We start from the raw sequence: 21,009 nt of genomic DNA on the forward strand, positions 1-21,009 counted from the left end.
GACTGATCGGGAGGCGGTGATGGCAATTTCGGATGAAGAGCCAATCCTCGTGAACACACCGCAGACGCTGGAGCAGATGTCGGTGGACGAGCTGGAAGCGCGCATTGTGCAGCTGAAAGACGGCATTGCCGCCTGCGAACGGGAAATCGAGAAGAAACGCGCCCAGAAATCAGCAGCCGATGCGTTGTTTGGTGGCGGCGGGGATTAAGCGGACATAAACGTCGCCATGGTAAAGCACGTGTTGGTGTCCAGAGCGTCAGGGACAGATTTATGGCAGCGGAACAGTCGCAGGACGAAGGCATGAGCATGTCGGACGGGTTCACCGGCGGCAAGCTGTTCGATACCGTCTTCACGCGCGGTATGGCGCTGGTCGAGGAAACCGCCACCTATCTGGACGGGCCGGGCCGCGAACATGCCAAGACGCTGGATCGTGAGCCGGGACTGACCTATGCCGCCTGGAGCATGGAGCTGACGACGCGCCTGATGCAGGCGGCGAGCTGGCTGGTCATGCAGAAGGCTGTGCGCGACGGCGAGATGAAACGAGACGACGCTGCTGCCAAGAAATACCGCATACGGAGAGAGGATCCACCGCTCGACGTGAAGGCGCAGGAGGGCAGGGGCCTGCCGGTGCGCTTCCTGGAACTGGTGGACCGGTCAGAGGCATTGTTCGAGCAGATCTGCCGTCTTGATGAAGCGCTTTATGGTGTGCAGGCCAGGGCGAACGGGGCAAACCCGGTGTCGGAGCAGATCGCGCAGCTCCAGAAGGCCGCCGAAACCGGCGCCTTCGATCCGCTCATGGTGTGGAACCGCGGGCGCTAGGCGCCAATTGTCATGCGTCTGGCTGCGTCGGTGAAACCAGCAAGGTGCCGCGCTGCGAGGTCTGAGAGCGCTTCAGCCTGAAAATCCGGGGGCGGACATATAGCATCCGCAGCGGCGTCTCCATCGCCAGACGATGCATGCCGAGCGCGATCATCAGCGCGGCGGCGGCAACCGCGAGGCTGGCCGCCCCGGCATCCGCGAAGATGCCGCTTGCCTGTACCAGAGTCACCAGCGCCTGAAGCGGAATGAAGAAGCCGAGATAGATGGCCATGGACTGGCGGCCCGCATCGCCGATGAAGTGTGCGGCGGGCAGCGTTGAAAGAAGAACGCCCATACCGATCAGGGCAAAGCTGCCGGCAAAGCCAAGGATCAGCGAGACGATCGGCAGGCCGGCAATCCCCATGGCGACAAAGGCTGTGTGCACACCAGCCCAGATACCGAGGGCCCAGCCAATGTCCCGCCAGCGCGTGGTCGCGCTCTGCGCAAAGGAAAAGACCAGCGATGCCCCGGCATAGCCGGCGTAGAAGAAGATGTAATTACTGGCAAAATGATCGGCCACGGACCAGCCGGTCTGGAACAGGCCCGCTGCGGCCAGCATCTGCAACAAGGCCCCTGCGGCGAGCACGCGCGGGGCTTTCAGCCGCCGGATGGTACGCGTGACGAGATAGAAGAGAGCAAGCTGCTGCAGGAACCAGAGCGGGCTGTGCGGCGCGATCCAGCCGGAAAGGTAGATGCGCGCAAGTTCCGCCGGGCCGCGGGTGAAGGCGCCCGCGTTCAGGATCACCGTCTCAATGGCTAGCCAAAGGGTGAAGAAATAGACGAGGCGCAGCAGCTTGCGGTCAAAATAGGCCGGGGCCGATCCGAAAAGGGAGCGGTGCAGGAACAGGCCCGCAATCAGGAAAAAAGCCGGAACGACGAACGGATCTGCCCATGCCGCAACACCCAGCATCCAGTTGGATCCCCCATCGGGCGCGCCAAAACCGAGCGCGGCGACCGACATCACCACGAGGATGATACCAAGGCCTTTTACGTGATCGATCCAAGCAATCCGTCCGGCGTGCATGGGGGGCTCCTCCCTGTTTGGGGAAACCCGCTGCAAGATTCGTGCAGGAAGGGATTAAGCTTGTCCGGAAGGGAGGCGATTCAGCCGGTTTTGACGTGTCAGATCGTCGAATAGACGCGCAGGGCGTATCGGGCCTGCTGCACGCTGTAGCCCTCTTTCACCGGGGCGCGGAGCACACAGATCCGGTGCCAGAGCGGCCCGAGCAGCTGTTCGATCACTTCATCCAGGTCGAAATCGCGCCGGATCACACGTTTTGCCGCCAGTTCGGCAAGGACCATTCGCATCGGCTGGCGGATGTCGCGGCTCATCCAGGCGCGCCAGGCCTCGCCGGCATGCTGGTCGTCCGCCGCCGCCATCAGCGCGCCGCGCAGCACTGCATGGCCATTTCCGGTACGGGCCGCCGCTTCTAGCGGGACAATCAGCGTGGCGATACGTTCCTGCGGATCGCGTCCGCCATCGGGGCTGTCCGGAACCAGCGCCAGCGCCGCATCCACGCACATGGCGCCGATGGACGGCCACCAGCGATAGATCGTCTGCTTCGAGGCGCTTGCCCGCTTGGCCACGGCATCCACGCTGAAAGTCCGCCAGCCGCTTTCGGCCAGTTCGGCACGGGTGGCTTCAAGGATGGCGGCGCGGGACTCCTCGCTGCGCGAAGGGCCTTTGCGGGAAGTCTTCTTCACGCTGGCGTCTGTCGACATTCGAATGGTCTCCCTTGCGGAACTAGGCGGCACTTGCGGCGTTACTGCGGGGGCTTCGTTCCTGAAACTAGGCCAAACACGTAAACAATGTCCGATTCACATTGGCGACTTCTGCAGTATGCAATAGAGAAGCGCCGGCAGGAACAGGCTTGGAAACTGGATTGAAATCATGAAATCGATTGAAGAGCTAATTGAAGGCTACAGACGCTTCCGCGGCGGAGTCTATTCTGAACAAGCGGCCCTCTATCGCGAACTGGGCGAGGGCCAGAGCCCGGCCATCATGCTGATCGCCTGCGCGGACAGCCGCGCGGAGCCTTCTGACATCTTTTCTGCGGCGCCCGGCCAGCTGTTTGTTGTGCGAAACGTCGCCAATCTCGTGCCGCCCTACATGCCGGACGGAAAGCTGCACGGCGTCAGCTCGGCGCTCGAATATGCGGTGAACGTGTTGAAGGTACAACACATCGTAGTGATGGGGCATGGCGGCTGTGGCGGTGTGCAGGCGTCACTTGCCGGTGGAGACAACCCGCTGATCGGCGAATTCGTGACCCCGTGGGTCTCGCTGCTCGATGAGGCGCGCGACCGGGTGCTCGAATCCGGGTCGATCAATCCGCAATTCTCGCTGGAACTAGAAGGGATCGAAACCTCCCTCAAGAATCTGATGAGCTTCCCCTTCGTGGAAAAAGCCGTCAGCGCAGGCGAGCTGGAACTGCACGGCGCCTGGTTTGCGATCAAACATGGCGAATTGCACTGGCGGAATACGAAAACCGGCCGGTTCGAGGTGGTCGACCGCTAAGTGTGCGGCGTAAACGTCGAAACTGAAGCAAAAATGGCTGATGCCAGCATGGCGAGCGCCGCCCCGCGATTGAACCAGCGGGTAAAGGCGGGCGATTCGAAATGGTGGTTCATGCCGTCCGCCAACCAGGCATAGAGCGTCAGACCGGTCATTTCACACACGGTGATCGTGGCCATCATGATCAGCGTCTGCGGTACGACCGGGTGGGTCATGTCGAAATAGGACGGCAAGAGCAGGCCGAAAAAGACCAGCGCGTTGGGGTTCAGCACCTGCAGGCCGACGCCGCGGGCGAACAGCTTTCCGCGCGGCGGGGCGTCCTTCGCGCTGGCATGGGGGCTCGACGGGTCCGCCATGGCCAGAGACCAGGCGAGCCAGGCGATAAAGCAGATCCCGGCGATCTTCAGCCCGTTGAGCAATACCGGGAATTGCGCCGCAAAGGCTGCGATGCCGCCGGCGGCCAGCGAAATCCAGATCAGGTTTGCAGCGGCAACGCCGAGGGCCGGGATGAGCGCCGTCGGCGCGCGATAGCGCAGCGAGGTGCTCATCACCAGCATGACAGCCGGGCCGGGGGTCAGGCCGCCTGCAATGAACAGGGCAACCAGGGCAATCCAGACCGAAAGGTCCATTCAGGCCCCCGTCAGGGTTAGAGGATCAGCTCTCGGTGCCGCGCTTTACGGCGGCATCGATCAGCTCACGGGCCTTCTCGATGCCATACCAGCCCTCGATCCGGGTCCATTTGCCCTGTTCGAGATCTTTGTAGTGCGTGAAGAAGTGAGCGATCTTGTCACAAAGCGTCTGCGGCAGATCGTGATAGGTCGCGATCTTGTCGTAGTAGGCCGTCAGCTTCGGGTGCGGCACGGCGAGGATCTTCTCATCTGGGCCCTTGTCGTCCGTCATCATGAGAACGCCGACCGGGCGGGCGCGCACGACGGAGCCCGGCACCAGCGGGCGGTTGCCAACGACCATGACATCGATCGGGTCGCCATCGAGGCTCATCGTATGCGGGACGAAGCCGTAATTACAGGGATAGCGCATCTCGGTGTAGAGATAGCGGTCGACGAACATGGCGCCGGAATCCTTGTCGATCTCGTATTTGATCGGGTCGCCGCCGAGGGGCACTTCGATCAGAACGTTGAGGTCATCCGGCGGGTTCTGGCCCGCGCTGATCTTTGAAAGGTCCATTGTCTGCGCTCGCTTAGGGAGGAAGTGAGAGTTCGCGTGGCGATGGCCTTTTGAGACCTGAACGTCAAGGGCGGCGTTGCCGCAGACGACTAATGTCTTAGCCCTCTGCCTTTACTTCTTCCGCCTTGAAGATCCGCATGGGCGTTCCACCAGCAGACAGGCGGCGGGCGGCTTTGACGAAATTGCGGCTCTCTTTCAGCGCGAAATGGGCTTTCAGCGCACCCATGTCGCGCCAGTATTCGACGAAGACCAGACGGGCAGGATCATCGCAATCGGCGTGAACATTGTGGGCGATGCAGCCGTCTTCGGCGCGCGAGCGGGCGCAGTGTTCAAGGCACAAGGCAAGGAGCTCTGTCGCTGTCTCGGGCTGGGTGTGGACACTGCCGGTGACGATGATCATGGGCGGAACTTCCTCAGTTTCGGATCAGGGCATAGTTGAAGCTGATCGACACACGCGGCTCTTCGGCTCGGTTCGGCATGACTTCATGGCGCAGCCAGGATTCCCAGAAAAGCGCGTGGCCTTCCTTGGGTTCCAGATAGACGAAACGGCGCGCGGTTTCCGGCGCGTCGTCTGCTGGCTGAGGCGCGCCCATCATGAAGGTGAGGCGCGGGTCTTCCATCTTCAGCGTGCCGGCGCCGTCGGGCACGGCGACATAATAGGTGCCGGAAATGACGCTGCCCGGATGGATATGGCCGGAATGGCTGCCGCCTTCGCCGAGAATGTTCACCCAGAGCGCATCCAGTTCCAGATGGAAGCCGTTCATGTCCCAGTGCAGCTCACGGGCAAATTCTCCAGCCTTCTGGTCGAGCAGGTCTTTCAGTGCAGCGAACTCTGGGAAGCGTTCTGGCAGGTCATCCAGCGACGCGTAGGACGTGTAGCCGTCATAACCCTGTTCGTCGCACCAGTCGTTGCCGGCTGTGTCCTCGTCTTCCAGCAGCCAGCAGACGGCTTCGAGTTCGGTGCGCAGTGCTTCTGTGCCGAGGGCTGCCTCTTTCACGAAGGTGGGGAACAGGGTCTTGAGTGTCATGTCGGAACCAAAAATAAAGACCCCGCCGGACTGGCCGGCGGGGCAGGGGTAATTCTGGAGACGGACTATTCCGCCGGCTTGATGAATTTCAGCGTCATGCGGTCGCTTTCGCCGATGGCCTTGTAGGCTTCCGGGTCCCAGCCTTCGGGGGCTTCTTCGCCTTCGTCCGGCTGGTTGCTGACCGGCGGAAGCGTCCAGACACCGTAAGGATGGTCTGCGGTGTCAGCCGGGTTTGCGTTGATCTCGGAGGATCCGTCGAACTGGAAACCGGCATTGGCCGCTAGCGTGCGCACATAGTCTTCGTGGACATAGCCGCTCGGGGCTTTCGGGTCCTGCAAGGCCGTTGACGGCAGGCGGTGCTCGACCACGCCGAGAATGCCGCCGGGCTTGAGGGCCGCATAGGCGTCGTTGAAGAATTTCTGTTCGTAGCCGCCAGCCATCCAGTTATGGATGTTGCGGAAGGTGAGCACGACGTCCGCGGTGCCGGGCTCGGTCAACGGGCCGCTGTTTGCCGAGAAGCCGGAATAGGTGATCGTGCCGAACTTCGGGTCGGTATAGTTCGATTTGAAGTTTTCATTGTTCGTCTCGATCCGGGCAACGCGCTCGGCGTCATCAATACCTTCAGGCGAGAACAGGACAGCGACCAGCTTGCCGCCGCCGGAGGCCAGGTAGGGTGCGAGGATGTTGGTGTACCAACCGCCGCCCGGCCAGATTTCCACGACGGTGTCATCGGCTTCCACGCCCAGGAATTCCAGCGTTTCCTTCGGATGGCGCCACACGTCGCGGGCTTTTTCCTCGGGCGAGCGCACGTCGCTGGCGATGGCGGCTTCCAGCGCGCTTTCAGGCGTGGGCGTCTCTGCGGCTGCGGTATCGAGTTCGGCAACAGCTTCCGGGCTGTCTGCCGGAGCGGGGGAGCAGCCGGCGAGCAGCGCCAGGGAAAGGAGGGTAGTGGATACGGCGGTTTTCATCTGTGTTTCTCCGTCGATGGGACCTCTTGAACCGCCCTTTTAGGCACCCACATGTACCTTTGTCACGGTGCTGCGACGCGGGCCGTGGCCGGGTTTCGTGCCGGTGCCATCATTCGGGCCGGGTGTTTGCGAAGTCCGAACCCCAGACGGAACCCCCCGATCAGGGTGTTCCCAGTTGCTTTGAGACAGAGGACTGAACACATGTCGAATATAGATCTGACCCCCCTTTACCGCACCATGGTAGGCTTTGACCGCATGGCAAACATGATCGATCAGGCCGCGCGCTTGGATGGTTCGCAGGGCTATCCCCCTTATAATATCGAGCGAGTCGACGAAAACGCCTTCGCCATCGAGATTGCCGTTGCCGGTTTCACGCAGGACGATCTCGAGATCGAGACGAAGGAAGGCCTGCTGACCGTTGCCGGCAAGAAAACCGAAACCGAAGACGCCAGCGGCAGGGACTATCTGCACCGCGGCATTGCCCAGCGCAGCTTCATCCGCCGCTTCCAGCTAGCCGATCACATTCTCGTGACCGGCGCTCAACTGGACCATGGCGTCCTGAAAATTGATCTCGTCCGTGAACTTCCGGAAGAGAAAAAGCCTCGCAAGATCGAGATCGGAACCTCCGAAGCACCGGAGCCGAAACTGATCGGTAAGAAAAAGGCTGACGCAGCCTAAGTCCGGTCCTGTCCGATTGAGACACGATTCGGCGCGCTCCTGACCGGGGCGCGCCGTTATCTTTTAAACTGAACCATCAGGCGCCGGCGTTGGCCACTTTCTCCGCATGGCGGAATACCTGAAGGCAATTGGCGGCGCTGAGGAAGTCTTCCAGCGCGAGCGATTCCTTCAGTGTGCGGCTGACATGACGGTCGACCGCATTGAAGGCTTCGGCAGCGTGCTTCTGGGCCGATTGCACAAAGGTGCCGGCCTCGAGGTCAACGGAGACCTTGTCTTCGCCTGCGCGCACGGCGTCGGCGTTCGCCTTCGTCCAAGGCAGATAGGTCTTGCTGACTTCTTCCGCGAACAGCGGTGTAAGCGTCGGCTGAAGTGCGGCTATGTCCGCAAACGGACCCCCGGCTTTCGGGTCATCCATGTTTTCGCACCAGGCCGTGATGAACGGTGCGCGATCCTTCAGCCATTCTGCCGGGGTCGGGTCCAGCAGCATTTGCTGGAACTGGGCGGCGAGGCTGAAATCGGCAAAGGCCGGACGGCCCCCGAAAATGAAAAGATGCTGCTTCAGGTGCGCATTCAGCAATTCCGCAAAGCGGCGCCAGGACGCATCCAGCACCGGCTGGTTCTCAATCGAAGCACCGACCAGCGGCAGGCGGTCGGCCATGCGCTCGGCAATCTGGACCGACGGCTTCTTCCAGGCACGCGGGCGCTTGCCGCCCGACAACTGCACCAAGGCGCGCAGGCCCGCCTGGTCGCGGTCCGGCTTGTTGCCCCAGCGCTGCTGGAACATGCACTTGTTCAGCCACTCGTCGCCATAGTCTTCGAGGATCAGCGACAGGGCTGCAAGGGCGGGATCCTCAGGCGTGGCCGACGGCTCCGGCTGCGCCGCTTCGAGCGCCAACAGCATGCGGGTCGATTCCTGGCTCACCCGACGATCAGGTGCGACCAGTAGCGGCACGGTCGCGATACGCGCCAGTGCGCGGAAATCGGTTTCCGTGTCGCGGGACCGGGTGATCCATTCGAACTCGACTCCCTTGTACCGCAGAAAGGCACGCACTTTCAGTGAGTAGGGTGAGGTTTCGGCGCCGAAGAGGCGATAGGCTGACATGGCTTTGGTTCCTGTCTCGGCTCGGCCCCTGCTTAGGCATTTCAGCCCCCACTGCCAACCAGTGTTTGCCGCCGCGCCTGTAAATGGCTATGCGCGTCACCAGATATCCTGACCTGACATGAAGGAGAGGCCGATGCGCGTGATGCACGTGATGGCCGGTGCCCCGGAGGGGGGCGCGGAAAATATCATGCTGGAATCGGTTCTGGCTCTGGCCGAAGCCGGTCTTACCCAACACGTCGTGACGCGGCCGGACAATCAGTTCCGCGTACAAAAATTCCGTGAGGCCGGAATCGGCGTCGATGTGGCGCCGTTCAACAATGCCTGGCCGTTTCCCACGCGCCGTGTGCTGGGTGAGGCGATCAAGACATTCAAACCGGATGTTATCGAATACTGGATGGGCCGCGCGGGGCAGTTTGCACCGAAGGAATACCGCAACCGTTCGATCGGCTGGTATGGCGGCTATTACAAGCTTGCCCGCTTCGTGAATTGCGAATGGCATGTCGGTCTGACGATCGACCTGTTGCGGCATATCCGCGAACAGGGGGTCAGCGAGGACCGGTCCGGCATCATCCACACCTATGCAGACTTTGAGGGCGCCGACCCGGTTGACCGGGCAAGCCTCGACACGCCCGAAGATGCGCCGGTCGCCCTGGCGCTTGCCCGCCTGCACGAGAAGAAAGGCCTCGACACGTTGCTCGACGCCACCGCCAAAGTGCCGGGCCTCTATGTCTGGATCGCGGGGGAGGGCCCGCTGGAGGCAGAACTGCGCGCGCATTGCAAGCGGCTGAACCTTGACGATCGCGTCCGCTTCCTCGGCTGGCGGAACGATCGCGGTGCGCTGCTCGCGGCTTGCGACGTGGTGGCCTTTCCGTCGCGCTACGAACCGTTCGGAACCGTCACGGTGGATGCCTGGGCGGCGTCACGCCCGCTGGTCGCCGCCGATGCCGTCGGACCTGCGGCCTATGTGAAGGACGGCGAGAACGGCGTTCTGATTCCCAAGAACGATGTCGGTGCGCTGGCGAATGCGCTCAGCAAAGTGATCACGGACGAGGAGTTCGCCGCGAAGATCATCGCTGGCGGACGCGCCTCCTACGAAGCGCAGTTCAACAAGGCGGCTTTCCAGCGGGACTCGAAGGCCTTCTATCAGAAGATCATCGATTTTGCAGGGCCGTTCCCGGGCTAACCGACACTCGCAAAAAAAGCGCGGTAGAGGCCTTCGGCTGCGTGGCGGCCGGGGCCGACATCCACCTGAATGCCTGCCCGGCGCAGGCGCAGGATGCCCCCATTGGCGACCGGGTGCGGGTCCAGCACAGAACAGACCACACGGGCTACGCCCGCCTCTTCGAGTTTCACAGAGCAGGACTTGCCGCCTGCCGAGCGTTCGCGGCAGGGTTCTAGCGTGACATAGGCGGTACCGCCGCGCGCGGCTTCTCCGGCCTCTTCCAGCGCAATCTCTTCCGCATGGGGCCGGCCGCCCCGTCCGGTCACGCCGTCCCCGACAATGTGACCATGGGAATCGAGGATTACGCAGCCGACGGACGGGTTCACGCCGGTCAGGCCCTGATTGAGACGGGCGAGCGCAAGCGCCCGCCCCATCATGCGCTGGTCGCGCCGTTTGCTCACGGCAGGTCCGGCAGCGCCTGGGCGCGGTCTGCATCGAGATAGCGCACGGCGACCGGCTTCAGACTATCGTCCAGATCGATCAGCAGCGGATTGCCCGTCGGGATCTCGACGGACGTGATCTTGTCGTCGGGCACGTTGAACAGGTGCTTCACGAGCGCGCGCAGGGAGTTGCCATGTGCAGCGATGACGACGTCCTTGCCGGACTTCAGCACAGGGGCAATTTCAGCGTCCCAATAAGGAAGCACACGGTCCAGCGTCAGTTTCAGGCTTTCCGTATCCGGAATGTCGATGCCCTTGTAGCGCGGATCGGTGGAAAGGTCCCAGGTGGAGCCCTTTTCCAGCGGCGGCGGCGGCACGTCATATGAACGGCGCCAGACATGAACCTGTTCGTCGCCATGCTTTGCGGCGGTCTCCGCCTTGTCGAGGCCGGTCAGGCCGCCATAGTGGCGCTCATTCAGCTGCCAGGCTTTTTCCACCGGCACCCAGGCGCGTCCCATCTCCGTCAGCGCCAGCCAAAGCGTGCGGATGGCGCGGGTCTGGTAGCTGGTGAAGGCGGCGCGGAAATCAGCGTCGACGCCTTTCAGCAACTGGCCGGCCTTCTTGGCTTCGCCTTCGCCTTTTTCGGTCAGGTCGGCATCCCACCAGCCGGTGAAACGGTTTTCGAGGTTCCAGGCGGATTGTCCGTGGCGGACGAGAGCTAGCTTCGGCATCGCGATCAGTGGTCCTTTTATAGTCCTGAATGTCTGTCTGGCGGCCTTTTCGGCGCAAAACGCTGCCGATTCAAGCGTCCATGATCCGCATCAGCTCCACCATGGCCAGCACGACATGATAGCCTGTCGAGGCTGGCATCATGTGGGCGACAGGTTTGCCGGTGGCGTCGTACCTGTCGATCCAGCCGCCTTCCGGGGTCAGGTGTTCGTCCATCAGCACATCGAAACTGCGGCAGGCAGCAGCGGCAAAGCTTTCCTCGCCAGTCGCTTCGAACATGGCGAGATGGGCCTTCAGGGCTTCGGTCTGTGGCCAGGTACGGCGCGACCCGTCGGCGACTGCGCCTTCGCGGGTCACCTCCAGCAGGGCCCTGCTTTCTTCGTCCAGCGTAGAGCATGCAAAGACGTAAAGGGTCTCCGCCCGGGGAGGGATCGGCGTACCGCTGGCCTTCGCGAAAGCATGCAGCAGCCAGACCCATTCGAACTGATGGCCGGGCTCGACAATCTCTGCATCGCGTCCGGTCGGCTGGGTCCAGCCCGGGGCGAAATGCTCGCCCAGCAGGTCTCCCGGTCCGGCGGTCAGGAACCGGTCGAACAGGCTGATGATCTCGCCCGCGCGGGTCAGGTGACCGCCTTCCGGATTCGCCCGGTGCAGGGCGAGGCAGGCTTCCAGGAAATGCATGTGGGGATTCTGATGGCGATTCTGGTCTATGCCGGGAATGTGCTCGAAATACCCGCCATCAGGGGCGCGCAGTTTTGCATCGACCGTTTTGAGAATGGCCGCCGCGCCCGCCAGAGCCTCTTCCGCCCCGTCGAGGGCGATGGCGGATTCAGCCAGAGCATAAAGGACAAAGGCGATGTCGTAGAGGTCGACCCTATCGTCGGCCAGACCCGAACCATCCGCATTCAGAACGCATCCGGGGAGCCCGTCGCTGCGCAGGGCCGGGCCTGCCAGTGTAGACAGGCCCATACCGATATGGTCGGCGGCGGTGTCCGGCTTCCAGCCCATCCGCAGGGCTTCGGTGAAGACATAAGTCTGACGCCCCTGAACACGGACGCGGGTCGTTTTCTGGTCTCCGGCCTGGTGGTCGAGCGTCAGCGATTCGCGGAACAGGCCGTGCTCGCCGACACCGCGTTCAGACCAGAGGGGAAAACAGGCGTCCATCAGCCAGTGACGGGCTTCCCGCGCCCGGCGCTTCAAGGCTGACTTTGACATATGGCGCAAACCCCGTAGCAGATGCGTCGGCGAATGCCGCTCGCCAGAACCGACGAGCACCTGCTAACAGGAGCAGACCCGGTTGACCAGCGGCGACCGGCGGTTGCAGCGTTACGAACGCACCAGAGTGAGAAAGGCCCCGATGAAGGACAGGATATTCTTTCCTCTCGCCCTGCTTGTTGCGGCCGGAATGGTGGGCATCGCCATCATGCCGGGCGTCGGCCGCCTGCCGTCCGGCGCAGTGACCGGGGATGGCCAGAACTACAACGAAATCACCGTTTCCGGGGCCTATCTGAACAAGGTCGTCGCCGGCGGGGATGCCACCACCCGGCTGATTGACGGGCCGAAAGGACGCAAACAACTTTATATCGAGGTGGATGCGGATACGCTCGAGAGAGCGCCCGAACTTGGGCCCCACTTCCGGCTGGCGGCGGACATGGAAGTGCAGTTCTCCGGCTTTACGGTCCGGTGCACCGTGCGGGCCCGCCCGGCGGATACGCGGGGCGCCCTTCAGATGGAGGCAAATTATTCCGCCGGCCGGGTCGGTGATTCGGGCTGGCAGGTGTTCGACCTGCAACGCGAGTTCCAGGATTACAGCTTTGAATATGATGTGCCGGTCATTGAGGGCGAGCAGGGGGTCGATTATCTCGGCATCCGCCCGGTCGTGCCGGACAAGTCCCGGGCGCTGATCGTTGAATCGGTGAAATTCGAACGCCTTGGCCGCTGGGCCGAATAGTTGGCGGATCCCGCGGGTTGCTCAATCGCAGCATTTCCATTTGTCTGGTCGCACTGGCGATCGCCACATGTGCAGTGACACAATTTCCGGAGAGCAAATTGGCCGATACAGAATCCCTGAAACCTGCTGGGTCTCTCCCGGGCGAGGATCCGTACCCCTGGCTCGAAGAAGTTGAAGGGGACGACGCGCTCGCCTGGGTTCGCGCGCAGAATGCGCGGACGCTGGCCGAGCTTCAGGCGGACCCCCGTTATTCCGACTTTGAGGCGGCGGCGCTGGATGCACTGAATTCCAAGGAGCGCATTGCCTATGGCGTGGTGCGCTCCGGCTATGTCTACAATTTCTGGCAAGACGACACCAATGTGCGCGGCCTTTGGCGCCGGGCATCCATCGCGTCTTACCGCACCGATGAACCGGATTGGGAAACCGTGGTCGATTTCGACCAGCTGGCGGAATCGGAAGGCAAGAACTGGGTCTACAAGGGCGCGAACTGTTTCGAGCCGAAAGGCACAGGGACCTATAAGTGCATGGTCTCGTTGTCGGATGGCGGCAAGGATGCCGTGATCCAGCGCGAATTCGATCTGGCGACCAGGACTTTCGTGAAAGATGGCTTCGTCACACCGGAAGCCAAACAGGGCCTCGCCTGGGCCGGGCCGGATACGGTGCTGATCTCAACGGACTGGGGCGAAGGCACGGTGACGGAGTCGGGCTACCCCTTCGTCGTCAAACGCTGGGCGCGCGGCACATCCCTGGAAAGCGCTGAGGAAGTCTTCCGCGGCAAAGTGACGGATGTCGGCGTCTGGCCGATGACGCTGGAACTGGATGACGGCAGGGTGCTTCAGGGCGCTGTGGAGGCGGAAACCTTCTTCACGTCGAGCTATTGGTGGTTCCCGGAAGGGGAGACCACGGCGGTCCGGTGGCCGATTCCAATGAAATCGTCTCCGGAAGGCATTTACCGGGGCCAGTTCCTCGTCTCCCTGCAGGAAGATTGGGCACCGGAAGGCCAGTCAGATGCGTTCAGGTCCGGCGATCTTGTTGCCTTTGATGTGGCCGCGTTCATGGAGACCCGGGCGCTGCCGGCAGTCTCCCTCGTTTACCGGCCTTCCGAAGCGCAGGCGCTGGAAGGTGTTGCCATCGCCAGGGACGCCATGCTGCTGTCTGTCAGCGACACGGCTGTCGGCAAGGTGATGCGGGCTGAACCCGGCAGCGATGGCTGGCGGACCTGGAGCGTGGCGCTGCCGGGCGAAGGCCAGGCCAGCATCGCCTTTGCCAATCCGCACGAAAAGACCGTCTTCCTGAACTATGAAGACTTCCTGACCCCGGACTCGCTGCTCGAATACGATGCCGCGAGCGATGCGGCGGCCCTGCTGAAAAGTGTGCCGGCCAAGTTCGATGCGGCAGGCCTGAAGGTGGAGCAGCATTTCGCGACTTCCAAGGATGGAACGAAGGTGCCGTATTTCCTCGTCGCGCGGAAAGACATCCCGATGGACGGGACCACGCCGACGCTGCTCTATGCCTATGGCGGTTTCCAGGTGTCGATGAACCCGGCCTACAGCCCCGTGACGGGCAGGCTCTGGCTGGAGCAGGGCGGGGCCTATGTATTGGCGAACATCCGTGGCGGCGGCGAGTTCGGCCCGGCCTGGCACCAGGCCGGCCTGAAGCAGAACCGCCAGCGCATCTATGACGACTTCATCGCCGTGGGCGAGGATCTCATTGCCTCCGGCGTGACCAGCGCGGATCATCTCGGCATCATGGGCGGCTCCAATGGCGGCCTGCTGATGGGCGTGATGCTGAACCAGCGGCCGGATCTCTGGAATGCCGTTGTGGTGCAGGTCCCGCTGCTCGACATGCTGCGCTACCATCTCCTGCTGGCAGGGGCGTCCTGGGTCGATGAATACGGGTCTCCGGAAGTGCCGGAAGAGCGGGCCTTCCTCGAGACGATCTCGCCCTACCAGAATTTCGACGCGTCAAAGCCCTATCCCGAGCCATTCTTTGTGACGTCCACGAAGGATGACCGGGTGCACCCCGGCCATGCGCGCAAGATGGCGAAGAAGTTCGAGGCGGCAGGCCTGCCATTCCTCTATTACGAGAACATCGATGGCGGACATGCCGCGGCGGCCAACCAGACCGAGCGCGCCAAGCGGACGGCTCTGGAATTCACCTATCTCAGCCAGAAGCTGGCCGACACGAACTGAGTCCGGATTCCAGGTCGGCTTAAATCACATTTGGATGAAGTGCCGGGTTTTTCTATTCCGGAGCCTTGCCAAAATGCCCAAGCGTGAGACTGTCAGGGCATGAAACTGGACGATCCGGGCTTTGAGAACGAGCTGGTCAGCCTGAAAGTGCTGACGGAAGCAGACCGGGACGTTCTGATGAACACGTCTGCGGTCGAAGCCATGTGGCAATGGATGCCGGTGATCGCGACCGGCACCAATTTCCATTCCTATTTCGATCATACGCTGGAGCTGAAAAAGTCCGGTGACTACATCCCGTTCACGATCTGGCGGAAGTCGGACGGCGCCTTTGCCGGTGTGGTCGCCTATGCAGATATATCCCGCACGCACCGGCGGTTGCGGATTGCTTCTCTCTGGATCGTCGACGAGATGCGCGGCACCGCAATCGTCCCGGCGGTTCAACTTGCCACCATCCAGCGTGCGTATGCCTCGCGTATGCGGCGGATCGAGATCCTGACGCCGGAAAGCAATGAGCGCTCCATCCGTTCCATCGAACGGTTCGGGGCCAAGCGCGAAGGCACGCTGCGCAGCTATTTCCGCATGGCCAACGGAACATGGGCCGATATGGCCGTCCTGTCGCTGGTCGGGGATGAGGCGAAAGCGGCAATCGCCCTGCTGCAGGACCGGGTGCGGGAGTTGCAACAGGCTTAAAAGCTTGACGCCGCTGGCATTCGCGTGCTTTAGGCGCGCCAAATCTGCGCAAATCCAGAAGCGCGCCTTGACCGTTCCCGTGAGGACAGCGAGGCCCCCCGCCCGGCGAAGTGTCGCTCAGCGGGGCTCTTGGTCTTTGCGTTGAACCCATGGAGTGCCCATGTCAGGACAGTTCTGACAGACGGCATAAGGAGTAACGCGATGTTTGACGCCCTCAGCGAACGGCTCGGCGGCATTTTCGACAACCTGACGGGGCGCGGCGCGCTGTCCGAGAAGGATGTGTCCGAAGCGCTGCGCGAAATCCGTGTTGCGCTGCTGGAAGCAGACGTCGCGCTGCCCGTGGTCAAGGACTTCATCGCCAAGGTGAAGACCCGCGCCGTAGGCGAGGAAGTCATCCGCTCCGTGAAGCCGGGCCAGCAGGTTATCAAGATCGTCTATGACGGTCTGGTCGACATGTTGGGCGGCGAAGACGCCGATACCAGCCTGCGCGTCGACAGCCCGCCGGCCGTCGTCATGATGGCGGGCCTTCAGGGCTCCGGTAAAACCACCACGACCGGCAAGCTGGCCAAGCGCCTGTCGGAGAAGGGCCGCAAGAAAGTCCTGCTCGCTTCGCTCGATGTGCGCCGCCCGGCGGCCATGGAACAGCTGGCAATTCTGGCAGACCAGTGTGGCGAGAATGTCAGCTCCCTGCCGATCGTGCAGGGCCAGCTGCCGGCGGACATCGCCCGGCGCGCCATGAATGCCGCGAAGATCGGCGGCTATGACGTTCTCTTCCTAGATACCGCCGGCCGGACCAGTATCGACGAACAGATGATGACCGAGGCGGCCGAGATCGCAGAGATCGCCCAGCCGCAGGAAACGTTGCTCGTCGCAGATGCCCTGACCGGCCAGGATGCGGTCGAAACCGCGCGGCGTTTCCATGAGCGCTTGCCGCTGACCGGCCTTGTCCTGACCCGGATGGATGGTGATGGCCGCGGCGGGGCCGCGCTCTCCATGCGTGCGGTCACCGGCCTGCCGATCAAGTTCCTCGGTGTCGGCGAAAAGCTCGACGGGCTCGACGCCTTCGATGCGAAACGCGTCGCGGGCCGCATCCTCGGGCAGGGGGATATCGTCTCGCTGGTCGAAAAAGCTGCCGAGCAGATGGACGCCGCAAAGGCCGAGCGGATGGCGGAGAAGATGCGCAAGGGCATCTTCGACCTCAACGATCTGGCTGATCAGCTGCGGCAGATGCAGCAGATGGGCGGTCTTGGCGGCCTGATGGGCATGCTGCCCGGCGCCCGCAAGGCCAAGCAGGCCATGGAAGCGGCAAACCTCGATGATAATGTCCTGAAACGTCAGGAGGCGATCATTTCCTCCATGACGAAAGCCGAGCGTGAAAAGCCTGCGCTGCTCAACGCCTCGCGCCGCAAGCGCATCGCCGCCGGCTCCGGCACCACGGTGCAGGACGTGAACAAGCTGCTAAAGATGCACCAGCAGATGGCGGGCATGATGAAGAAGATGCGCACCAAGGGCGGCATGAAGAACATGTTGAGCATGGCGCAGCAGGCCGGCATCTCGCAGGCTGATCTTGCAAAGATGGGCGGCCAGCAGCTGCCGGGCCTTGGCGGCGGATCGCTTCCGCCGGGCATGGGCGACCTGTTGGGGGGTAAAAAGAAATGACCGACATCGACACGACACTGGCCAAGTTCCAGCTGAGCCAGTTCCGCGACAGCATCGACAATCTCGATGCGATCCTCGTCCACACGCTGGCCGAGCGTTTCAAGTTGACCCAACAGGTTGGCAAGCTGAAAGCTCAGCATAATCTTCCGCCTGCGGACAAGACCCGCGAAGCAGAACAGATCGAACGGCTCCGCGCCATGGCGCAGGACTCCGGTCTCGATCCGGCCTTTGCCGAGAAATTCCTCAATTTCATCGTGGCGGAAGTGATCCGCCATCATGAGCACATCCGCGGCCTAGAGGCCGACTAGAACATTCCAGAGACGCCAGTACACAGGAGATAACCCCATGGCCCTCAAAATCCGGCTCGCTCGCGGCGGGTCAAAGAAACGCCCTTTCTACTCCGTCGTTGTTGCCGACGCTCGCGCCCCGCGTGACGGCCGCTTCATCGAGAAGATCGGCACCTATGATCCGCGCCTTCCGAAAGACTCGGAAAACCGCGTACAGATCGACGCCGAGAAAGCTGCTGAATGGGTCCGCAAGGGTGCCCAGCCGACCGAACGCGTCGCCCGCTTCCTGTCGCAGCTCGAAGTCGACGGCAAGCCGGTCGTGACCTGGACGCACGGCAACAACCCGAACAAGGGCGAGCCGGGCAAGAAAGCCCAGGAACGCATCAAGGAACGTGAAGAGAAAGCCGCTGCTGCGGCAGAAGCCGCTGCTGAAGCTGCTGCCGCTCCGGCCGAAGAAGCACCGGCTGAGGAAGCCCCGGCAGAAGAAGCCGCTTCCGAATAAGCTGCCCGCCAACAGGCAGGCGCCCTCTGACGGGCCATGGAAGGGCCGGCATCCGGGAAGGGTGCCGGCCTTTTCCGTATGCGGCCCGAAAACCGACCGAAAAGCTGAACACAGGATAACGGGGAATCCTGATCGGGTTCAGATCGCTTCACCTAAAAGCGGTCTGTCCGAAAAGGAGCCTGTTATGAAGAAGACGCTTGTTTCCGCGCTCGCCTTTGCGGCGGGTCTTGCTGCCCTGGCCTTGCCTGCGAGTGCCGATCATCGCGGTGACCGGGATAGCTGGCGCGGCGGGGACTATCAGGGCCGCCAGGGCGGGGCCGTCCTGTATTCCAATGCCGGTTTCCGTGGAGAAGCCGTCCGGATTGACGGCGCGGTGCCCAGTCTTGGCCGTATCGGCTTCAACGACCGGGCCTCATCCATCGCGATCAATCGCGGCGTGTGGGAAGTCTGCGTGGACGCGAACTTCCGTGGCCGGTGTGAAATCATCGATGCCAGCAAAAGGCATCTGAATGCCTACCGCCTGAACGACACTATCTCCTCAATCCGCCCGGCCGGGTATGACCGGGGTGGACGTCATGACCGTTGGGACGACGGCGGGGATGGCCGGCGCGATGGCCGTCGGGGCGATTGGGGTGGCAGACAGGGTGTTGTCCTGTTCCCGGATTCCAATCAGCGCGGCTACGCGATGGAGATCAGCCGGGATGTCGCCGATCTCAGCCAGTACCGGTTCAACGACAAGGCCAGCTCCTTCTATGTCAGCGGCGGCACCTGGCAGGTGTGCGAACACGCGAACTATCGCGGCCGCTGTGCGATCCTGACGGCCGGCGACCTCGGCCCAATCCGGATGAACGACAATATCTCGTCCATCCGCCGGTACAGCGGGTGGCGCTAAGGCGACGGTAGCTGCCGCTTGCCCTTGGCGCGCGCGCCGCTACACAGGCGTCATGAACAAGACAGCAGACAACAGGCTGATCGTGGTGGGCGTCCTGAAGGGCGCCCATGGCGTTCGCGGCGATGTACGGGTGAGAAGCTTCACCGCCGATCCTGACGCCGTGTTCGATTTCGGCCCCCTGCTGGATGAGTCCGGCAAAGTGATCCTGACGCCGAAATCTGCCCGTCCGGGAAAGGAGCATTTCATCGTCCGCCCGAAAGAGCAGAAGCAGAAGGAAGCGTGGGACGCCATGCGCGGCACCCTGCTGTACGTGCCCCGCGCCAGCCTGCCGGAAGCGGACGAGGACGAATTCTATATCGAGGATCTCGTTGGTCTCGATGTCTATGCGGGCGGCAGCGATCGGGCCGGCCGCGTGCGCGCCGTTCAGGATTTCGGGGCAGGGGATCTGCTGGAGATAGACCTCACTGGCGGCGGCAGCGTGTTCGTGCCTTTTACCCTCGCGGATGTGCCGGTTGTGGACCTCGCCGCGCGCCGCGTCGTGGTGGCGACGCTGGACGAATGGATGGCTGAGCCGGAAGAGGAAGAACCCCCGCCCGGGGCCTGACACAGTTTGTTGCGGGTTGTTCAGACAGGATTTGCCATACTTTCTGCCAGACTGAGTGAAAGTATGGCCGATGATGACAAGGTTCCTCCGCCTCCTGGCAGTGCTCGCCGCGCCAATCGCAATGGCTGCGGGGGCACAGGCCCAGACAGAAACCTATGACTATGACCCCGCGATGGAAGAGGGACCGCCAACGCTGATCCTCTACAGCGGTGCCAATTATTCCGGTGAAGCCCGCGAAATATACGACCCGATCTACGCCTTGCCGAACCTGCAGTTCAACGACCGGGCCCGCTCCATCGCGGTGCTGTCTGGACAGTGGGAAGTCTGCCAGCACAGCGACTTTACCGGCCGCTGCGTCTTCCTGCGCTATGACGTTCCGGATCTTGCCTGGTATGGCATGGACGCAGAGATTTCATCGGTGCGTCCTGTATATGAATATACAGATGCCGAGCATGGCCTGATGTTCGTGCGCGATGAGAATGGCTACATCCGCTATGTCGATGACGAGCAGTATGGCTATGACACCTACAGCTATGGCTACGGCGCCTCGACCTCGATCCAGGTCTACCATTATGGTTATTCGCCCGATTACCGGCGCTATGGCTATTACGATCCGCGCCTTGGCTACGACCCGTACGGGTTTGGCTGGTATGGCTACTCCCAGCCTTATTATTCCTCGACCCATTACCGGCGGGAACGTCCGCCGCTGCGCGGGCACTATGGCGCGCGCGATGCGGCGGTCACGCTGTATACCGACTCCTATGACCGCGGCGCTTCGTTGGGCATCAATCGCGGCATCCGCGATCTCAGCCGGTACCGGTTCAATGACAATGTGTCGTCAATCCAGATCCGGTCCGGCAAATGGGAAGTGTGCGAGCACGCCAATTTCCAGGGCCGCTGCCAGATCGTCGATGCCTCGGTCGACAAGCTGAACGGCCTGCGCCTGAACGATAATATCTCCTCCATCCGCCCGGTCGGCAGCACCGGTCATGACCGTTGGGACCGCCATGAACGGGACGGCCGGGATGGACGCCGGGGCGACTGGACAGGTGGTGACCGCAGAGACAGAGGCGATAGGGATAGGGACCGCGCAAGACGCGATACGCCGCAGGCGGGTGTGAGCGCCGGCACCTATGATTCCGCCGCCCGTACGCCGCCAAAGGCAGGCCGCCTGCCGCCGGGAATCCGGAACATGCAATCTGAAGCCGCCGCTGCACAATCGGCCGCGCCTCCCCCGCGTGCAGTGACGTCCCAACCGGTCCGCCGGCCGGGTGAGCGCGTGGAAGAACGCCGGATTGAGCGGAGCCTGTCGGGTGGCCCGGCGGGGCGCAGCGGAACAGGCGTTCGCGCAACGCCTGCACCGAACCGCGCCCGGATCGAACAGCCGCGCATCAGCGCGCCTGAGCGTCGGGGAACGCCGCGCAGCCTGACACCAAAAGCCCCGGATGTGCGTGCTGCGCCAACGCGTGACACCCGCCCGCCGGGCATGCGCCGGATCGAGCCGCAAAGCCGTCCGGCAACCCCGGTCCGCCGTGCGCCGGAAGTCCGTCAGCCGGCGGTGCGCGCGCCC

The 21,009-nt window shown here is 62.6% G+C and carries 25 protein-coding genes; 14 read left to right on the forward strand and 11 right to left on the reverse strand.

What is annotated here, in order from left to right; all coding sequences use genetic code 11:
- The first annotated feature begins 19 nt into the window (after positions 1-19).
- Positions 20-208 carry a DUF1192 domain-containing protein gene (locus HY17_RS12600; RefSeq protein ID WP_034766963.1) on the forward strand — a complete coding sequence of 63 codons (189 nt, stop codon included), beginning with the start codon at positions 20-22 and terminating at the stop codon, positions 206-208.
- Between the two features lie 62 nt (positions 209-270).
- Positions 271-819: a DUF1465 family protein gene (locus tag HY17_RS12605; protein WP_051600051.1), complete on the forward strand. Its 549-nt coding sequence runs from the start codon at positions 271-273 to the stop codon at positions 817-819.
- Positions 820-829: 10 nt separating this feature from the next.
- Here the strand turns inward: HY17_RS12605 and HY17_RS12610 are convergent, their stop codons facing one another.
- Positions 830-1,882 (reverse strand): acyltransferase family protein, encoded by a 1,053-nt coding sequence (locus tag HY17_RS12610; protein ID WP_034766965.1) that lies wholly within the window; start codon positions 1,880-1,882, stop codon positions 830-832.
- Positions 1,883-1,980: 98 nt separating this feature from the next.
- Entirely contained in the window at positions 1,981-2,580 is a 600-nt protein-coding gene (locus HY17_RS12615; RefSeq protein ID WP_034766967.1) for a TetR/AcrR family transcriptional regulator, read from the reverse strand.
- Positions 2,581-2,749: 169 nt separating this feature from the next.
- Between HY17_RS12615 and HY17_RS12620 the strand changes: the two genes are divergently transcribed.
- A complete protein-coding gene (locus tag HY17_RS12620) occupies positions 2,750-3,373 on the forward strand; it encodes a carbonic anhydrase (RefSeq protein WP_034766970.1) in 624 nt (207 codons plus the stop codon).
- On the opposite strand, the gene HY17_RS12625 is transcribed toward HY17_RS12620, so the two are convergent.
- The 5 genes from HY17_RS12625 to HY17_RS12645 form a co-directional block, all read right to left on the reverse strand.
- Positions 3,370-3,999: a LysE family translocator gene (locus HY17_RS12625; RefSeq protein WP_034766973.1), complete on the reverse strand. Its 630-nt coding sequence runs from the start codon at positions 3,997-3,999 to the stop codon at positions 3,370-3,372. The genes HY17_RS12620 and HY17_RS12625 overlap by 4 nt on opposite strands.
- Positions 4,000-4,024: 25 nt before the next feature.
- Positions 4,025-4,555 carry an inorganic diphosphatase gene (ppa, locus tag HY17_RS12630; RefSeq protein WP_034766975.1) on the reverse strand — a complete coding sequence of 177 codons (531 nt, stop codon included), beginning with the start codon at positions 4,553-4,555 and terminating at the stop codon, positions 4,025-4,027.
- Positions 4,556-4,652: 97 nt separating this feature from the next.
- Positions 4,653-4,955 carry a putative quinol monooxygenase gene (locus HY17_RS12635; RefSeq protein WP_034766977.1) on the reverse strand — a complete coding sequence of 101 codons (303 nt, stop codon included), beginning with the start codon at positions 4,953-4,955 and terminating at the stop codon, positions 4,653-4,655.
- 13 nt (positions 4,956-4,968) lie between these two features.
- Positions 4,969-5,583, reverse strand: a complete 615-nt coding sequence (locus tag HY17_RS12640) for a TIGR02466 family protein (protein WP_034766979.1) — start codon at positions 5,581-5,583, stop codon at positions 4,969-4,971.
- 65 nt (positions 5,584-5,648) lie between these two features.
- Positions 5,649-6,551 (reverse strand): class I SAM-dependent methyltransferase, encoded by a 903-nt coding sequence (locus HY17_RS12645; protein ID WP_034766981.1) that lies wholly within the window; start codon positions 6,549-6,551, stop codon positions 5,649-5,651.
- 201 nt (positions 6,552-6,752) lie between these two features.
- On the opposite strand from HY17_RS12645, the gene HY17_RS12650 reads away from it, so the two are divergent.
- On the forward strand, positions 6,753-7,229 hold the full coding sequence (locus HY17_RS12650; RefSeq protein ID WP_034766983.1) for an Hsp20 family protein: 477 nt from the start codon (positions 6,753-6,755) through the stop codon (positions 7,227-7,229).
- 76 nt (positions 7,230-7,305) lie between these two features.
- Here HY17_RS12650 and HY17_RS12655 read toward each other — a convergent pair whose 3' ends face one another.
- Complete coding sequence (locus HY17_RS12655; RefSeq protein WP_051600052.1) at positions 7,306-8,331, reverse strand: glutathione S-transferase family protein; 1,026 nt, start codon at positions 8,329-8,331, stop codon at positions 7,306-7,308.
- Positions 8,332-8,464: 133 nt separating this feature from the next.
- Between HY17_RS12655 and HY17_RS12660 the strand changes: the two genes are divergently transcribed.
- A complete protein-coding gene (locus tag HY17_RS12660) occupies positions 8,465-9,514 on the forward strand; it encodes a glycosyltransferase (protein ID WP_034766985.1) in 1,050 nt (349 codons plus the stop codon).
- Here HY17_RS12660 and HY17_RS12665 read toward each other — a convergent pair.
- The 3 genes from HY17_RS12665 to HY17_RS12675 all read right to left on the reverse strand — a co-directional run bounded on the left by HY17_RS12665 (position 9,511) and on the right by HY17_RS12675 (position 11,877).
- Entirely contained in the window at positions 9,511-9,954 is a 444-nt protein-coding gene (locus HY17_RS12665; protein ID WP_233348785.1) for a bifunctional diaminohydroxyphosphoribosylaminopyrimidine deaminase/5-amino-6-(5-phosphoribosylamino)uracil reductase RibD, read from the reverse strand. The genes HY17_RS12660 and HY17_RS12665 overlap by 4 nt on opposite strands.
- Positions 9,951-10,664, reverse strand: a complete 714-nt coding sequence (gene gpmA / locus HY17_RS12670; RefSeq protein WP_034766987.1) for a 2,3-diphosphoglycerate-dependent phosphoglycerate mutase — start codon at positions 10,662-10,664, stop codon at positions 9,951-9,953. Before gpmA ends, HY17_RS12665 begins: the two co-directional genes overlap by 4 nt.
- Positions 10,665-10,734: 70 nt before the next feature.
- A complete protein-coding gene (locus tag HY17_RS12675; protein ID WP_081813127.1) occupies positions 10,735-11,877 on the reverse strand; it encodes an AGE family epimerase/isomerase in 1,143 nt (380 codons plus the stop codon).
- A 142-nt stretch (positions 11,878-12,019) separates the two neighbouring features.
- Here HY17_RS12675 and HY17_RS12680 point away from each other — a divergent pair, with 142 nt between their 5' ends.
- From HY17_RS12680 to HY17_RS12725, 9 genes are all read left to right on the forward strand, one after another.
- Positions 12,020-12,613: a hypothetical protein gene (locus HY17_RS12680; protein ID WP_034766991.1), complete on the forward strand. Its 594-nt coding sequence runs from the start codon at positions 12,020-12,022 to the stop codon at positions 12,611-12,613.
- 98 nt (positions 12,614-12,711) lie between these two features.
- The gene (locus tag HY17_RS12685; protein WP_233348787.1) at positions 12,712-14,805 is read left to right on the forward strand and encodes a prolyl oligopeptidase family protein; all 2,094 of its coding nucleotides are present in this window, start codon (positions 12,712-12,714) and stop codon (positions 14,803-14,805) included.
- 99 nt (positions 14,806-14,904) lie between these two features.
- Complete coding sequence (locus HY17_RS19485) at positions 14,905-15,495, forward strand: GNAT family N-acetyltransferase (RefSeq protein WP_051600054.1); 591 nt, start codon at positions 14,905-14,907, stop codon at positions 15,493-15,495.
- Between the two features lie 201 nt (positions 15,496-15,696).
- Positions 15,697-17,154 carry a signal recognition particle protein gene (gene ffh, locus HY17_RS12695; protein WP_034766993.1) on the forward strand — a complete coding sequence of 486 codons (1,458 nt, stop codon included), beginning with the start codon at positions 15,697-15,699 and terminating at the stop codon, positions 17,152-17,154.
- Positions 17,151-17,462: a chorismate mutase gene (locus HY17_RS12700; protein ID WP_034766994.1), complete on the forward strand. Its 312-nt coding sequence runs from the start codon at positions 17,151-17,153 to the stop codon at positions 17,460-17,462. Before ffh ends, HY17_RS12700 begins: the two co-directional genes overlap by 4 nt.
- Positions 17,463-17,499: 37 nt before the next feature.
- Positions 17,500-17,943 carry a 30S ribosomal protein S16 gene (rpsP, locus tag HY17_RS20745; RefSeq protein WP_034766995.1) on the forward strand — a complete coding sequence of 148 codons (444 nt, stop codon included), beginning with the start codon at positions 17,500-17,502 and terminating at the stop codon, positions 17,941-17,943.
- Between the two features lie 184 nt (positions 17,944-18,127).
- Complete coding sequence (locus tag HY17_RS19490) at positions 18,128-18,835, forward strand: beta/gamma crystallin-related protein (protein WP_051600055.1); 708 nt, start codon at positions 18,128-18,130, stop codon at positions 18,833-18,835.
- A 52-nt stretch (positions 18,836-18,887) separates the two neighbouring features.
- On the forward strand, positions 18,888-19,439 hold the full coding sequence (gene rimM, locus HY17_RS12720; RefSeq protein WP_034766996.1) for a ribosome maturation factor RimM: 552 nt from the start codon (positions 18,888-18,890) through the stop codon (positions 19,437-19,439).
- Positions 19,440-19,509: 70 nt separating this feature from the next.
- The coding region (locus HY17_RS12725; protein ID WP_034766997.1) for a beta/gamma crystallin-related protein at positions 19,510-21,009 on the forward strand (1,500 nt) is incomplete at its 3' end.

The sequence above is a fragment of the Hyphomonas sp. CY54-11-8 genome, from assembly GCF_000682735.1.
Taxonomy (GTDB): Bacteria; Pseudomonadota; Alphaproteobacteria; order Caulobacterales; family Hyphomonadaceae; genus Hyphomonas.